Source organism: Dehalococcoidales bacterium, from assembly GCA_028717385.1.
In the GTDB taxonomy this organism is placed as follows: domain Bacteria; phylum Chloroflexota; class Dehalococcoidia; order Dehalococcoidales; family CSSed11-197; genus CSSed11-197.
This window is the reverse complement of sequence record JAQUNW010000008.1, coordinates 1-15,807: the sequence shown is the minus strand read 5'-3', so window position 1 is coordinate 15,807 and position 15,807 is coordinate 1. Positions and strand designations below refer to the sequence as shown.

General features: G+C 44.3%; 18 protein-coding genes. 12 read left to right on the top strand and 6 right to left on the bottom strand.

Annotated elements, in window-relative coordinates:
• Positions 1–15 precede the first annotated feature (15 nt).
• Positions 16–1,041, bottom strand: a complete 1,026-nt coding sequence (locus tag PHX29_03280; protein ID MDD5604919.1) for a DNA polymerase III subunit — start codon at positions 1,039–1,041, stop codon at positions 16–18.
• 3 nt (positions 1,042–1,044) lie between these two features.
• Positions 1,045–2,364 (bottom strand): diaminopimelate decarboxylase, encoded by a 1,320-nt coding sequence (gene lysA / locus PHX29_03275; GenBank protein MDD5604918.1) that lies wholly within the window; start codon positions 2,362–2,364, stop codon positions 1,045–1,047.
• Between the two features lie 201 nt (positions 2,365–2,565).
• On the opposite strand from lysA, the gene PHX29_03270 reads away from it, so the two are divergent.
• Positions 2,566–3,282, top strand: coding sequence for an HAD family hydrolase (locus tag PHX29_03270; protein ID MDD5604917.1), 717 nt, complete (start codon positions 2,566–2,568; stop codon positions 3,280–3,282).
• A 260-nt stretch (positions 3,283–3,542) separates the two neighbouring features.
• Here PHX29_03270 and PHX29_03265 read toward each other — a convergent pair whose 3' ends face one another.
• Positions 3,543–4,304, bottom strand: coding sequence for a hypothetical protein (locus tag PHX29_03265; GenBank protein ID MDD5604916.1), 762 nt, complete (start codon positions 4,302–4,304; stop codon positions 3,543–3,545).
• Positions 4,305–4,605: 301 nt separating this feature from the next.
• On the opposite strand from PHX29_03265, the gene PHX29_03260 reads away from it, so the two are divergent.
• Both PHX29_03260 and PHX29_03255 read left to right on the top strand, forming a co-directional pair.
• A complete protein-coding gene (locus PHX29_03260; GenBank protein MDD5604915.1) occupies positions 4,606–5,091 on the top strand; it encodes an inorganic diphosphatase in 486 nt (161 codons plus the stop codon).
• Positions 5,092–5,130: 39 nt separating this feature from the next.
• Positions 5,131–5,559: a peptidylprolyl isomerase gene (locus tag PHX29_03255; GenBank protein MDD5604914.1), complete on the top strand. Its 429-nt coding sequence runs from the start codon at positions 5,131–5,133 to the stop codon at positions 5,557–5,559.
• 50 nt (positions 5,560–5,609) lie between these two features.
• Here PHX29_03255 and lepA read toward each other — a convergent pair whose 3' ends face one another.
• The gene (lepA, locus tag PHX29_03250) at positions 5,610–7,430 is read right to left on the bottom strand and encodes a translation elongation factor 4 (protein MDD5604913.1); all 1,821 of its coding nucleotides are present in this window, start codon (positions 7,428–7,430) and stop codon (positions 5,610–5,612) included.
• Between the two features lie 32 nt (positions 7,431–7,462).
• A complete protein-coding gene (hemW, locus tag PHX29_03245; GenBank protein MDD5604912.1) occupies positions 7,463–8,605 on the bottom strand; it encodes a radical SAM family heme chaperone HemW in 1,143 nt (380 codons plus the stop codon).
• Positions 8,606–8,831: 226 nt separating this feature from the next.
• Here hemW and PHX29_03240 point away from each other — a divergent pair, with 226 nt between their 5' ends.
• From PHX29_03240 to lipA, 7 genes are read left to right on the top strand one after another with little or no spacing between them, the layout of a single operon-like run.
• Positions 8,832–9,869: a permease gene (locus PHX29_03240; GenBank protein ID MDD5604911.1), complete on the top strand. Its 1,038-nt coding sequence runs from the start codon at positions 8,832–8,834 to the stop codon at positions 9,867–9,869.
• 34 nt (positions 9,870–9,903) lie between these two features.
• On the top strand, positions 9,904–10,149 hold the full coding sequence (locus PHX29_03235) for a thioredoxin family protein (GenBank protein MDD5604910.1): 246 nt from the start codon (positions 9,904–9,906) through the stop codon (positions 10,147–10,149).
• A 38-nt stretch (positions 10,150–10,187) separates the two neighbouring features.
• Complete coding sequence (locus tag PHX29_03230) at positions 10,188–10,667, top strand: hypothetical protein (protein MDD5604909.1); 480 nt, start codon at positions 10,188–10,190, stop codon at positions 10,665–10,667.
• Positions 10,667–11,374, top strand: a complete 708-nt coding sequence (locus tag PHX29_03225; GenBank protein MDD5604908.1) for an aromatic aminobenezylarsenical efflux permease ArsG family transporter — start codon at positions 10,667–10,669, stop codon at positions 11,372–11,374. The genes PHX29_03230 and PHX29_03225 overlap by 1 nt, the downstream gene beginning before the upstream one ends.
• 28 nt (positions 11,375–11,402) lie before the next feature.
• Positions 11,403–12,113, top strand: a complete 711-nt coding sequence (locus PHX29_03220; GenBank protein MDD5604907.1) for a twin-arginine translocation signal domain-containing protein — start codon at positions 11,403–11,405, stop codon at positions 12,111–12,113.
• Between the two features lie 53 nt (positions 12,114–12,166).
• On the top strand, positions 12,167–12,820 hold the full coding sequence (gene lipB, locus PHX29_03215) for a lipoyl(octanoyl) transferase LipB (GenBank protein MDD5604906.1): 654 nt from the start codon (positions 12,167–12,169) through the stop codon (positions 12,818–12,820).
• Complete coding sequence (gene lipA, locus PHX29_03210; GenBank protein ID MDD5604905.1) at positions 12,813–13,679, top strand: lipoyl synthase; 867 nt, start codon at positions 12,813–12,815, stop codon at positions 13,677–13,679. The genes lipB and lipA overlap by 8 nt, the downstream gene beginning before the upstream one ends.
• Before the next feature lie 47 nt (positions 13,680–13,726).
• Here lipA and PHX29_03205 read toward each other — a convergent pair whose 3' ends face one another.
• A complete protein-coding gene (locus tag PHX29_03205) occupies positions 13,727–14,455 on the bottom strand; it encodes a hypothetical protein (protein MDD5604904.1) in 729 nt (242 codons plus the stop codon).
• A 175-nt stretch (positions 14,456–14,630) separates the two neighbouring features.
• On the opposite strand from PHX29_03205, the gene PHX29_03200 reads away from it, so the two are divergent.
• Positions 14,631–15,143 carry a hypothetical protein gene (locus PHX29_03200; GenBank protein ID MDD5604903.1) on the top strand — a complete coding sequence of 171 codons (513 nt, stop codon included), beginning with the start codon at positions 14,631–14,633 and terminating at the stop codon, positions 15,141–15,143.
• A 79-nt stretch (positions 15,144–15,222) separates the two neighbouring features.
• Complete coding sequence (locus PHX29_03195; GenBank protein ID MDD5604902.1) at positions 15,223–15,432, top strand: hypothetical protein; 210 nt, start codon at positions 15,223–15,225, stop codon at positions 15,430–15,432.
• The last annotated feature ends 375 nt before the right edge of the window (positions 15,433–15,807 follow it).

The following is a 15,807-nucleotide window of genomic DNA, read 5'->3' as shown; positions in this document are numbered from 1 at the left end:
GTTCTCCCAAGTTTTTTATATTTTTGCCGGAACCCTCTCGGGGCATTCCAAAGCCAGCACCATAGTCTCCAGTGCCAGCCTGGGGTTAATATTACGTTGCAACTGCTCTCTGGTTTGGCTGATGGCACCTATTATATTTCGAACGTCGGATGGTTTATATCTACCGGCCAGCACCCGCAACTGCTCCAGCGCGTCACAATTTATTATATTGCCCTCAAGGCCAAATTGCATAAACAAAACATCCCGAGCCAAAACTTGCCAGTACTTTAGCTCATCCATTACAGACAAACGGTTGCCGGCAAACTGAGAAGCAATTTTTTCAGCATAGTCAAACCGTTCAGTCCGGCTGGCCTTATACAACTCCAGCAGCTTGTTTCTGTTTTCTAAAAAGTCGGATAGGAATTTTTCGTCGTTCAAAGCTAATATTGCCCATCCGGGGCGACCGCCGCTTAGCCGAGCAACAAGCTTTGCTTTTAAGGCGTCCACTCCGAATCTTTCTGTAAGATATGCCTCCAATTCACCGTATGCAACGTTTCTAAAGGCAAGGTGCTGACATCTTGACACTATAGTAGGTAAAACGCTTTCCAGCGCTTTTGAAAGCAAGATAAATATTACTCTGGGTGGTGGTTCTTCCAGGATTTTTAAAAGACGATTAGCTGCATAAGATGATAAAGCTTCCGCGCCGTCAATAATAAAAACTCGTGCTTTTCCTTCGAAGGGTGGAAGATTAGCCGAATGCTGTAGATCCTCTATTTCTTCGGTTTTAATTTCTTTTCTGTTATCTGGCTCATCACCCCGGTTTTCTAAATCAATCAGCCAGACATCGGCATGGATCAAGACAGTGATACGATTACATGAATCACAGCACCCACATGGGGGGTTTTCTGATTCACAATTGACGGCTCTTGCCAAATCCATTGCCATTAATTTTTTGCCGGATTTATCAGGACCAGTAAACAAGTAAGCATGATGAAGAGTACCTTTTTTAACCGCGGTGGCAAGATGGGTTAGGGCAGCATCCTGTCCAAAAACGTTCCACACTGGCTATACTCCTTCATCCTGATCCAGACGTATCAAATCTGCGTACTCTTCCCTCCGGCGCACCAGGCGGCTTCTTCCGCTGCCAACCATAACTACAGCTGGTTTAAGCGCGCCGTTATAGTTTGAAGCCATGGGAATACAATATGCACCGGTTACCGGAACTGCCAGAATATCCCCAGCCTTAACCGAAGGCAGCATCACATCTTTGGCCAATATGTCCCCAGATTCACAATACTTTCCAGCTATGGTCACCTTCTCCGTGCAGGTATCTAGCATTTTACCCGCAGCTGCTACCACATATTTAGCATCATAGAGAGCTGGACGAATGTTATCCGCCATTCCGCCATCAATTGCTATATATTTTTCATATCCCTTAGCTTGTTTTTGCATGCCGACACGGTAAAGAGTTACTCCGGCTGGTCCAACGATAGATCTGCCAGGTTCAATAATAAGTCTGGGGAGAGGTATCTCCAATCTTTCGCACATGGAAACCATTAAACCGGTAATGGCAACTGCGTAATTTTCTACTGGCAGTGCATTATCTTCCAGAGTATAACTTACTCCGAAGCCGCCTCCCAAACTAAGCTCCTTAAGGTTAAATCCTTGTTCATCGTGCATCTTTTTACCCAATTTTAGCAATACTTCAAGCGCATCGGTATAGGGTATAGTCTCATGAAGCTGCGAACCAAGATGGCAATGCAATCCCACCAGATTAATTCCATTCAGTTTCCCAGCCAGCCGAATAGTTTCTGGAGCATCATCGAGATAAACCCCAAACTTGCTTCCCGAATGACCGGTAGTAATGTGGTGATGCGTATGCGCTTGTACTCCTGGAGTAATCCTGATAAATACATCTGGATAGTGGCCAATCTGTCGTGCGAGCCGGTCAATAATTTCCAATTCAGTAACATTGTCAGCCACGATATGACCGATTTTATTCTCAAGGGCGTATATGAGTTCTTCTTCAGACTTGTTATTGCCATGAAAATAAATCTTCTCAGCCGGAAAACGAGCGGATAGTGCGATTGCCAGCTCTCCCCCGCTAACCACATCCAATTCCATTCCTTCTTGAGCCATAATCTTTGTTATAGCTTTATTGAGGCAAGCTTTTGAAGCATAAGCAACATTCGTATTTTGGTACAACCTGGTAAATGCAGTTTTGAATTCCCTGCATTTGCTGCGAATATGGTCTTCATCCAAAACATACAAAGGTGTTCCGTAACGTGATGCAAGAGAGACTGCATCACATCTTCCAATTACAAGATGGCCATCAGGGCTAACAGTCGTACTTTGTGGAAATAGTGATATATTATCTATGCTCATAATGTTAAGATGATAAAGCAGGCAGTTGAGATAGTCAATTTAACAGACTCGTCCTTTTCTGCATACAAATATTCACTCCTTCTCTCCCGAGCACATTTCTAAATTCTGTTTATTAGCTTTACACACTTTCTTTTTTAATATACAATCAGCCAAAGTTGATAAGGTTTTTTCCCAGAAAATCGTTCATGGAGGCAAAACACATTGATAAAGGCTATTTTCTTTGACCTGTATAATACCCTGGTCACCTACGATCCCCCGCGGGAAGAAACACATATCAATTTATTGAAAAAACATGGAATTAATTTAACAAAAAAAGCAATCTCTCCAGCCATTAAAGCTGGGGACGAGTATTTTTACCGTGAAAATTCTCAATCCCTTGTTAAAAATCGAGCTCCTGAAGAGCAAAAACAATTCTGGTACGATTATGAAGTGGCAGTCCTGAATCAGGCTGGCATTGAACCTGAACCAGATCTTGTCAATAAGGTGTTGCAAGATCTTGGCCAAGTAAAATACAAAATGGCGCCTTTTAATGATGTGCTTCCCGTACTCGAAAATTTAAAACTTTGGAAATATAAACTGGGGATTATCTCCAATATAGACCGTGATATCAATCCGATGTGCAAAGAAATGGGTTTTTCACCCTACCTTGAAATAATTCTCACCTCACACCAAACAGGTCTTTATAAACCATCCCCTGAAATTTTCCAGTTGGCGTGTCAGACGGTCGATGTCAACCTTGATCAGGCAATCTACGTGGGCGATCAGTACCAGATTGATGTCGTTGGGGCTAATAGAGCGGGCATGACCGGAATATTGGTCGATCGCGACCAACTCGTTGATGAAGATCTACCTGAAGGTTATCGGATAAGCTCGATGTCCGATCTTCCCTTACTGGTATCAAAAATCGCCTCCGCCTAGGAAGGATTTATCTGCCTTCGGAGCCAGGGCTTTATACAGTGCAATTCTGGTCAAAGCGAAGAATCTCACACGGGTTGCGCCCGTACATACGCAAACGCTGCCATGTGACCAGGAAGACTGTCCGCGGGAGATCTGCGTATGTAACAACGGGCACTATTACGGGGAAGATCCTTCGCAGGGCTACTGCCCTCCTCAAGGAAGACAGAGAGAATATGGAGCGCTCATCAAGGACGTTACAGCAGATGGGGGCGATCCATAGTTTAGGAAGACTTCTTCTTTCGTGTTCTCTTGGCCGGTTTCGAAGTTTCGCTTTTATTCTCGCCAGTTTTCGGCTCAGCCTCTGGGCTTTTTTCTGCCTTCGCGGATTCGCCTTTCTCCGGCTTTTCCTGGCTAGCTGGTTTTTCCTTCTTAGGGGATTCTTCCTGCCGCCTGAGCCACCGTTTATATTCATCTAATGCAGGTGGAGCTACGTAAAAGACTTCTATATCTGGAGGAAACTGTATACGATGGTTTTCCGTGACAATTAAAAGGCCTATTTCATCGACGCCAAGGCTTTTATCGAGCCGTGATGCCATCTCTTTGTTTCGACATTCCTGGGTTTCCTGATAGGATTGCAATACAGTTGTGAGAACTTTATGGCTATAGAGCCCGGTTGACAGACAACGCCCCCAATCCATAAATTCATTTAGTAGATCGCTATCTTCGATAGAAGTAAGGCTACCTCCGCGCTCAATTATGCTTTTTACCAGATTATGGCTGCCTGTATTTAACGATTCCAAAGTCGAAAGTCCGCTTTCCTCATCGAGCGCAACCATCTCATGATATACGCGCTTTACACGGCCAATGCGTGACTCCAACCCTTTTATCTGGCTTAGTGCTTCCTGCCAATACCGTTCAACAATCGCCTGCAGTTCCCCGGGAGGCGAAAAAGGCGTGAAAATTAGAGGAACAAGGAAAAGGCGCCTGCCATCTTTGAATTGCTCTGCTTCAGGTTTGATTATCCTGCCAAGTTCTTCTGCCATTATTTTAAACCTCCCTTAAACAGCTTGTTTATATTTTAGGAAACGAGTTGATTTTTGACAAGCTGCCTGAATCTGAGCGTACCTGGTAAATATTACATCGCTCCCCAATCAGGCGGTAATTTGTACGCCAACTCCCCAAGTAATATAATAACCGGGTAAACTTGCACCAAAGACTTAAAGCTGTTTGTGTTTTGTTTCCCTGAAGAATTAAACTGTGACGATATTTGCTCCTTAGTATTTTATTTTGCCTGGAATCCAGGCTTGTTAGCAGATAAAGAAGAGAGAAGGAAGTAGACGATAAATGCTGGTAACTGTAATGATTGAAATCCCCAAGGGAAGTCGAAATAAATATGAATATGACCCTGACCTCAAGGCTATAAAATTAAACCGTATGCTTTTTTCAGCAGTTCACTACCCCAGTGATTATGGATTTATCCTGGACACTTTGGCTGGTGATGGCGATGCCCTGGATGCATTGGTGATGGTGTGGGAACCAACTTTCCCCGGATGTGTAATAGATGCATATCCAGTTGGTCTTTTCAAAATGAGAGACGAAAAAGGTCCGGATGAAAAGATTCTTTGCGTACCGGTAAATGATCCTATGTGGAACCATATCAAAAGCCTGGGGGATGTTCCCCCGCATATGCTAAAGGAGATCGAACATTTTTTTACAGTTTACAAGGAGCTTGAAGCCAAGAAGACCGGTATTTATGGCTGGGAAGATCAGGACGCTGCTATCAAGATCATTGAAGAATCCAGAAACAGGTTTAAAAATACGCATCTATAACTGGCTCTTAAGCTAGGTATATGTTTTTAAGGAGAAGGAATGCTAACCGCACAGAATGGTAACACCGTAAGAGTACACTACACAGGCATGTTCAGCGATGGCAGGGTATTTGATTCGTCCGTCAATCGAGAGCCCCTGGAGTTCACCCTGGGAGAGGGGTCTGTTATAGCTGGCTTTGATGCAGCTATAAATGGAATGAAAGTCGGAGAGAATAAAACGGTCACCATTCCCTTTACCGAGGCTTACGGGGAGCGTGATGAAAATGCTGTCGCTATTGTTGACCGGTCAGTGTTGCCTCCGGAACTAGAGCCCAGAGTCGGCCAGCAGCTAAGTGCCAGCCAACCTGATGGGGCAGGTGTAGTAGTCACCATAATAAAAATTGACGGCAGCACTATCACCATCGATGCTAACCACCCGCTGGCTGGCAAAGACCTTACCTTTGATTTGACACTTGTAGAAATAATGTAATCGGCACAAAACCTGAAACTGAGCAGGGGTAAAGAAGAAAAGACGAGAGTTTACCCCAACTTCATAATACTCAGGAAAGCCTCTTTTGGTACTTCAACCTGCCCTATCATTTTCATCTTTTTCTTGCCTTCCTTCTGTTTTTCCAGAAGTTTTCTTTTACGGGTAATATCACCACCATAACACTTGGCAAGAACATCTTTGCGCCGGGCAGAAATATCCTCTCTGGCCACAATACGGCCGCCGATAGCAGCTTGAAGAGGAACTTTAAAAAGCTGGCGCGGAATCACCTCTTTCAGCTTGGCTACTACAGCCTTTCCAATTTCATGAGCTTTTTCTGGCGGAATTATCCGACTGAAAGCATCCACCTTCATATCATTAACCAAAACATCCAGTTTTACCAGACGTGCCTCCCTGTAACCTAATAATTCATGGTCTAGAGATGCATATCCACGGCTGCGGCTTTTAAGCTGATCATAAAAAGTAGTAAGCATGCTTCTCAGCGGCATCTCATACTCAAGCCGCACTCTTTGCCCAGTCTCGCCCAAAGCGGTAAACTGGCCAAGATATTCAGTATGCTTGTAAACTCCTTCGTATTCCTGCATGACTTCCATTAATGCTCCAATAAAATTGGAAGGGGTAACCACAGAAATCTTTACCCAGGGCTCTTCGATTTTTGCAATTTCGGATGGATCAGGGAAATCTACCGGACTGGTTATATCTAATATTTCACCGCTCGTCATAGTGACCAGAAACTTTACTCCCGGAACAGTTACCACCAGGGAAAGATAAAATTCTCTTTCTAACCGCTCAACAACAATGTCAAGATGTAACAGACCCAGGAATCCACAACGAAAACCCTGCCCTAAAATGGGGCTTGATTCTGGCTCGAAGGTCAGTGAGGCATCATTTAAATGCAGCTTCTCAATTGCCTCTCTGAGGTCTGCATAGTCATCAGCCTGGGTGGGATATACACCGGCATACACCATTGGCTTGGGTAACTCATAACCTATAAGCGGTTCCCGGGCTCCGCCTGGAGTAACGGTTACCGTATCACCAACCCGGCATTCTGCAACGCTTTTCAAACCGGTAGCTATATAACCAACTTCACCCGCCTGCAAAGAGTCGGCCGGAGTGGGTCCAGGAGAAAAGTAACCCAGCTCCAGTACTTCCATTTGGGTGCCTTCTCCAATCAGCCGAACCTTGCTGCCTTTTTGCAGCCTGCCGTCAACGACCCGCACATAGGCAATTACTCCCTTATAATCATCGTAGCGGGAATCGAAAATGAGAGCTCTGAGAGGAAGGTTCAAATCCCCTGCTGGAGGAGGAATCCGTTCTACAATTGCCTCCACCAGTTCAGATACCCCTTGACCGGTTTTTGCGCTGATTAAAAAGGTTTCGCTAGGCTTGTACCCCAAAACGCTTTCAATTTCTTCCATAACACGCTCAGGCTCGCTACCAGGAAGATCAATTTTGTTTATCACCGGAATCACAACCAGGTTGTGCTCCATGGCAATATAGATATTAGCTAAGGTCTGAGCCTGTATTCCCTGGGTTGCATCTATAACCAACACTGCCCCTTCACAAGCAACCAGAGTACGCGAAACTTCATAAGAAAAGTCAACGTGGCCCGGGGTATCGATAAGATTCAGCAGGAATTGATGACCGGCACGGTTTTTGTAATTCAGCCTGACCGCCTTGGCCTTGATGGTAATTCCCCGTTCGCGCTCAAGCTCCATACTATCCATAACCTGCTCGGTGATTTTAGCCCGCCCCATCCCCCCTGCGATCTCAATAAGCCTGTCAGCCAAGGTTGATTTGCCATGGTCAATATGTGCGATTATACAGAAATTTCTAATTGAGTCCTGGTTCATTTTTGCTCCATCACTATCAAGCGTATGTCAATCTATTCTATTGCTTCTGGAAGAAATCTCCAGAAAACCTCATTGCCCAATAATCTGCCTTTCGGGGTTAACTTTATGTTAACCCCGTCGTTTTCTAGTAATCCGTAGCTCTCAAGCTCATCTATCTGCTTATTATACACAGATATAAGGTTTGTATTGTAATCCTGGTTATATTTTTCGATATTAATACCTTCGTCGAGCCTTAGGGACAGGATTGCCGCTTCGGCAGCTGCCAATTCGGGATTGATGGGTTCATCGCTTTCGGTTACTTCACCACCCTCTTCAGTAAACGATGTTAAATATTTATCCAGGCTGGGAGTATTACTGAAACGATGACCACCCAGATACGAACAGGCTCCGGCGCCCACGCCAATATATTCCTCATGTTTCCAGTAAACCAGATTATGAATACACTCATACCCTGCTTTTGCCCAGTTTGAAATCTCGTAATGGTGATACCCTTTTCCAGCCAGTATTTCTTCCGCAAACTCGTACTGATCAGCGCTATCATCCGGATTAATCTGAGGCAGTGCTCCACACTCTATCAAATTCATCATTTCAGTGCCAGACTCAAGGCTTAAGCCATAAAGAGATAAATGTTCCGGTTCGAGGTCAATAGCCCCTTCAAGAGTCTGCTTCCATGATGATATTGACTGCCCGGGGATTCCATAAATTAAATCAAGATTAATATTATCAAATCTGGCACTACGAGCACTTTTCATTGCTTCTATCACAGCAGCCGAATTATGCAGACGCCCCATTAATTCCAGGTCTCGATTATCGAGGCTTTGCGCGCCAATGCTCAGCCGGTTTACTCCGATACGTCTTAGTTCTTTGAGATGTTGAACTCCAATAGTTCCGGGGTTCGCTTCTAGGCTTACTTCAATATCGAGTGATTGAGAAATGCTGAGTATTTTTTCCATCAGATTCTCAATACACCTGATGGGTATCAAGCTTGGAGTACCGCCCCCAAAATAAACGCACTTCACCAACCGTTTACCAACACGCCTGCGAATTTCTTTGATTAACACCTGACAATACTGCTCAATATCATTTTGACGACCAGCATAAGAGACGAAAGAGCAATAAGAACACTTTTGTATGCAAAAAGGGATGTGAACATAAAGGGCAATTGATCCATTCATCTTGTACCTGATTATAGCAGATAGAGTATTACACTCCATAAGTATAAAGTGCGATACGGATCACCGTATTGACACGGTATTAAACCGAGAGTTATAATTCATATAAGCGCATATACGCATTTATATAATATGTAGCTGCGAATCCCCGTTGAAAAAATGATTAGAATCAACATGGCAGATTTCACCACGGATCCAGGGTACCCGTTCACAAAGGAGCATTAGGTAAATGGAACTGATTACCGATTTGGTTGCAGGGGGATGGAATGCACTGCTGGAATATCTCTCAGCTCATGTAATAACCTGCCTTGTTCCCGCCTTTTTTATAGCTGGCGCGATATCGGTTTTTGTTTCCCAGAAATCGGTACTCAAATATTTCGGCCCTGGCGCCAATCGCTTTCTTTCATATGGCGTCGCATCTGTTTCTGGAACAATTCTGGCAGTATGTTCCTGTACGGTTCTTCCCCTGTTTGGCGGAATATACAAGAGAGGCGCTGGAATTGGACCCGCTATTGCCTTCCTTTACTCCGGCCCCGCTATTAACGTACTGGCGATTACCTATTCAGCAAGGCTCCTGGGTTTCGATCTGGGGTTGGGCAGAGCAATCGGCGCAATACTCTTTTCAGTGGTAATTGGCCTTGTAATGGCATTTTTGTTCCGCGATGAAGGAAAACACAAAATAAATGACGGGGCATTTGCCAGTCTCTGTGATGATCCGAACGAAAAAAAATGGTGGCAGCAGGTAATTCTATTCCTGGTACTGGTAGGGGTTCTTCTATTTGCCGCTTCCTCCAATTGGATAATGTTGGGGATCAGCCTGGCAATCCTGGCGATAATAATCTGGAAATGGTTTACCCGGGAAGAATTTGGTGTATGGATGAAAGAAACCTGGCGCTTTGTGCGGTTGATAACACCCTGGTTACTGGCGGGGATTTTTATAGCTGGTATTTTAACTGTAATTCTTCCGGAATCTTTAGTCGGTCGTTTTGTTGGTGGAAACAGTCTGGGCGCCAATTTCTTTGCTTCTTTATTTGGAGCATTCATGTATTTTTCCACACTGACAGAGGTACCTATTATCAAATCCCTGATGGATCTCGGCATGGGTAAAGGTCCATCGCTTGCGCTGTTACTTGCCGGCCCAGCTCTGTCTCTGCCAAGCATGTTGGCCCTGAGATCTATTATGGGCACTAAAAAGACCATGGCCTATGTTGGGCTAGTGATAGGTTTTGCAACCATTTCGGGATTGATTTTTGGGGCAATTACTTAACAAACAAGTGCAAAAAATATTAGGAGAGAAAACTATGGTTATTAAGGTTTTAGGACCTGGCTGCGCCAAGTGCCATAAGTTAGAGAAGTTGGTAAAAGAAGTGATTAGCGAGATGGGTATACCAGCTAGTGTAGAGTACGTCAAAGACATGGGTAAAATACTGGAATATCCCATACTCACTACTCCCGGACTGGTAATAAACGAAGAGGTAGTTTGTGCCGGTAAGGTACCCTCCAAACAAGAAATCGCGGCTATGATAACTAAAGCACAAGCTGGATAAAAGTCTTCGTAAATTTTGTGCCTGAAAGGAGGCGTATTATGGGCAAAAACAAAATTGTATCGGCGCTGGCCGTAGCTTTTTTACTTACCGTTTTCAGCCTCACGGGGTGCAATAACCCCTCAGAACAAACAACAACTCCACCGCTGACGACCGAAGAGACAGACGGGGTGGAAGTAAACTTTTTCTACGAATCAGACAACTGTTTTTGCCTGAACCTGGCGGTGGAATGGGTAAATACGGTTATGCATGAAGATTACGGTGAAGAAATAGAAAGCGGATTAATTACCTACAAAAGTTATGATACGAGAGATCCTGCCACCAGTCCACTCATGGAAGAGTTTAACGCTTCCAAGTTCGCCTTTTTTATAACCACAATTAAAGATGGTGAAAGTACTACCTGGCAAGTAGGTAAAATATGGCTGTACACCGATACAACCGGAACCAACCAGGAGCTCAAGAATAAATTCATTGGCGAGCTAAAGAAAAATATCGATAAAGCTCTCAGTGGAGAAAGTTGATGGCGTGGCTATCTGATTTTTTTCATACTCTTTTCCTCAATACAGAAGTGACCTTCCTGGCAGCTATACTTCTCGGGCTGATGGCTTCTGTCGGCCCCTGCACCATGGCAACCAACATAGCATCTGTTGCCTATATTAGCCGCCGCATCACCGATCGCAAATTCGCTATAATGGCCAGCCTTTTATACTCTTTAGGCCGCATGATCGGCTACACTCTTATCGGCTTGTTAATAATTACCATTGGCCTGGAAACGCCAGCTATACGCAACTTCTTGGAGGATGTGGGAACATATGTACTCGGTCCTTTGCTTATTCTGGCAGGAATCCTGATGTTGGTCATTGATCGTTTCTCGTTCGGAGGGAGCGGTAGAATTGCAACGCTGGGCAACAAGGTCTCCAACTGGGGACTGCTTGGCGCACTGCTAATGGGTATTATATTTGCGCTCGCTTTTTGCCCTTACAGCGCCCTGCTTTTTTTCGCTGTTCTTATACCGATCGCTCTTACTACAACCGGGGGAGTTTTCTTGCCGCCACTGTTTGCTATTGGAACCGGCTTACCGGTGGTCTTCTTCGGAGTGCTAATCGCAGCTGGAGTGACCGCAGTTTCCAGGTGGATCAACAACCTGGGCAAAGCAGAAAAAATCATGCGTATTATCATGGCTATTGTATTTATTGGAGTTGGTATATTTTATCTTACACAGATATAAAATCGTGACAACCGAATGGAGGAAAGCAATGAAAAACCCAAATGATGATTTAAAAAATAATGCCAGGGGGAAAAATCCTGGTTCAATTTCCAGACGAACCTTTTTAAAAAGCACCGGCGTTCTTACCGGCAGCCTGGCACTGACATCCATCGTTGTCTCAACCGGCTGTGATTCGGAAAAACCAACAACCAAACAACCAACCTCAACTCCGCCACCATCAACCTCTCCCACAACTTCAAAACCAACTACTAAGCCGCCTACTACTACAACAAACAATGGTGAATTTGTATACGTACCACCAACAACAAATCCTCCTTTGGAAGATACAGTAGGCTGCACCAGTAAAGTTGCTACTGACCGGCTCTATTCCTATGAACATGTGTGGGTAAAGCCACTTCAAGATGATTTAGCTGTGATAGGCCTTACTGATAAAATGCACTTACTGCTTGGTGCTGTTGAGAGAGGGGAAATGACCCTTCGGAAAAAAGGGGACGTTCTGGCCTATGACGGCTGGCTAGGTAACTTCGAAGGGCAAAAATTGAATGTCGATATGTATAGCCCGGTAAGCGGTACTATAGTACAGGTGAATGAAGACTTATACATTAATTCTCTTATCATGCAGGTCGAACCTTACCTGCGAGGCTGGATATACGTAATCGAGCTCTCCAAACCCGAAGAGCTCGATAATCTGATAAGCGGCATTGATTATGCCATTTATAACACGAATCCAAACGTTTAAACTGAAATGCTATTATAAAATAGATGAATAAATGCTGGTTATGGAATCTAGGCTTGATAGAATATAAGCAAGCTTACGATCTTCAAGTAAGGCTCGCCGATTTAAGGTATAAAAAAGAAATTGAAGATGTGCTTCTCGTTCTTGAACACCCGCCTACAATAACATTGGGGAAATTCGGTAAAATACAAAATGTCCTCGTGGGGGAAGAGGAGCTATCCCGGTTGGGAATTGAAGTCTGCCTTACAAACCGAGGCGGTGATGTAAGCTATCATTGCCCGGGGCAGCTTGTCGTTTATCCAATCATGGATATGCGCGTCCGAGGAGGAGAGCTTCGCCGCTTTATGCAAGATCTTGAAAAAGCAGTCATTGAAACGGCAAATTATTTTGATATCGCCGCTGAAACCTGGAAAGAACATCCCGGTGTGTGGGTGGGAGGAAAACAGCTGGCAGCTATCGGCCTTCATTTCATGAGGGGTATCAGCATGCATGGCATTGCTTTTAACATCAACCCGCCTCTGGACGATTTTAAAGTTATAAACCTGTGCGGTTTACCAGGTAAAGAAGCTACATCAATAGCCCATCTTCTTAACAGGAACATTGATACGAACGACGTTAAACCACTTTTTTTGGATAATCTCTCGCGTATTCTTTGTATTAAGCTAGAGAAGTTGACGAACACGCAAATCAGGGGAGGTATACTTGGGTAAAAGACTCCCAGACTGGTTCAAACAAAGAATCCCCAGAATCGATGAAATGGCTGATGTTTCGTCAGTGTTGGCAGAATTGAAGCTGAATACTGTGTGCCAGAGCGCACTTTGCCCCAACATGTGCCAATGCTTTGCCAAAAAAACTGCGACTTTTATGATAATGGGGGATATTTGCACCCGGAACTGCACGTTTTGTGCCATCAAAAAGGAAAAGCCGGCTCCATTGTCTACTGATGAGCCGGAAAGAATTGCCGCAGCGGTAAACAGGCTCGGCCTTGAATATGTGGTGATTACATCGGTCACACGCGATGATCTTGCCGATGGCGGAGCATCTCATTTTGCGCAAACCATCCAAGCAGTACGATTTGCTTCCCCAGATGTCAAAATTGAAGTACTCATCCCGGATTTTCAAGGTCTCACTTCCGCTCTGGAAACAGTGGTAAATGCCAAACCAGCTGTGGTTAATCATAATATTGAAACAGTGCCCAGGTTATATTCAACAGTGAGACCTCTTGCCAATTACCAACGCTCACTTGAACTACTTCGCAATATTAAATCTATCAATCCTGAGATTATCACAAAATCCGGATTAATGCTCGGGCTGGGAGAAACAAGGGAAGAAGTGCTTGCAACAATGCAAAAAATGCGAGAATCAGAATGCAATCTAATTACACTCGGGCAATACCTGTCCCCATCAAGCCAGCACCATCCGGTAATAAACTACATAGCGCCTGAAGAGTTCTCCAGCTATACTAAACCTGCATTAGAAATGGGCTTTTCTGGAATTGCTTCAGCCCCACTGGTAAGGAGTTCATACAGGGCGGCAGAACTTTACTACCAAACAATTCTTTCCAATTAATATAACTATTAAATTCAACCACTTTTTAACAAGAGTCAGGTAAACAATCAGAATCTTACATTGCCATTTGGCAAGCGTATCACACCCTGAGTGTTCTCCAGATATAGCTGCAATGCTACGCCGCCTTTACTCCCGGCTTCTCCAGCAAGTGCAAGTAAGGCTTCCCAATATTCACCTGGTCTTTCTGCTCCGGGTGCATGTCTTTCAAATTCAACCACATAATCAGTAGCATCAAGCAACCACACCGGCCTTCTCTTTTTAAGCTTCACTTGAACCAACCGGCTTTCTGGCTCTCTCGCCAGCACGTTGGGAGTTTGAATTACCACTTCTTCTTTCTTTATGCCAAAAGAAGAAGCAAGCGCAGGACATGAAGGAAGCGCAAGTTGACCAATTGGAAAAAAATCTGGATTAGCATGAAACGAAATAGTATAGGGATGGACGCGGCACGCCCAGGCACGAGCCGGATGTACGCTGCAACGGTTACCGAAGCGGAAAATGCAATCTGGACGCTTCGAAAGAATATTACGCACCAGCTGTTTTTTATCTTTTTCCGAAAAGTAATTTTTTACATATTCGAGCATCAGCCACCATTCTTCAAGCCGAAACGGATTGATACGACTCACGGTGACCGGATAAATATCATGGCCGCAACAATGCCCATCGGGGCAGTTCCGGCATTTTTGCCATAATGGTTCTTTAGCCGTTAACCGCCTCACGTCTTCATCAAAGCGTTCTCTAAATTCTGTGAGCCAGGCAAGGCTATCTTGAAATGACATAGGTTTATTTTATCGCAATAATACTTCTGATTCCAATTTAATACGTTGACTACATTGTATTATAACATTATAATTTAGATAACCTTAGATATTGTGGACTAATTATATCTGTTATTGGGTTACCCATGGTTGATGCCTCCAGTTCGTCCTGTGACAGAACCAATAGGAGGAAAAAATGAATAAAATGCCGGGCCGCATTAAAAGGAACACTTACCAACAAACTTTCCAAATTACATCGACACTCGCTGTTATCATAACTCTTTTATTCATTTCCGTATCAGCTTCGGGGTGCAACCACAATGTGCTAACCCCTCCACCAGCTTCTTCAATTGCCGAAGTACCCATCGAGGTTGATCCTTTGGAACTCTACAACGAATATGTTGCGGATCCCAACGGAACCATGGAGAAGTACCGGGGCAAAAAACTGTTTTTCCCATATGTAGAAGTTCACAAAATGAGCTTCCTGGGTGAACCACCAGACACTGATAAATTTGTCCAAATGGGAAATGTTAAATTCCGGGTAAAATACCATTCTCAGCTCAATAACATCAGAGAAGGAGAGGGGTACGTAGTAGAGGCCACTGGAACTTTATCGGGAATGCAGTGGACATACCTTATCATTGAAGATTGCTGGTTGAGAGTAATTTATCCACCTGGCGGAGCAACCGATTTACCACCGGAATATTGAGTTTGCATACACAAGCAAAAATGTTATATAGTTAACGAAACCATTTTATACAACGTTATAACTATTGGGATTATTCCGCATGAATACAGAATCAAACGAGAAGGCTAAACGCATGCCTAACAGGGCTACCCTCGGCATTAAACTCAGTACCAAGAGCAAGCTGGATAAAAATCGCGCTCCCGGACAGTGCTATGATGGATTTATCTGCCAGATGATTGAACTCTGGGAAGAGGTTAACGGTAGCCGTTTCAATAAACCGGGATCTCGCTCTGTCAACGGTAACGTATGATACCACAGTAAACCCCGCACTACTGTAATATTATAGCAAAGGGTTTTTCAAACAGATTATTAAAGGAGGTGGCGCTAAAAACAAAACAGATTCTTTTAAAGAAAGCTTCTTTTTCCAGACCAAAAGGTTAATTTATTAGGAGGTCGATTAAGACAAATATGTCCGAAAAAGAGGAGACCAAACAAATCTCCAGAAGGCAGTTTTTGAAGAACGCCGGAATCGTAGTCGGCGGAACCGCTGTCGGTTCTTCGTTCATTCTGGCAGCCTGCAAGGGAGACGCAGAAGAAGTAACCAAGACGGTTACGGTTACTACCGCTACTGCCAAGTTCAAATGCCCTTATGATGGTCAGGAGTTCGATACCTATGCTGCCCTCC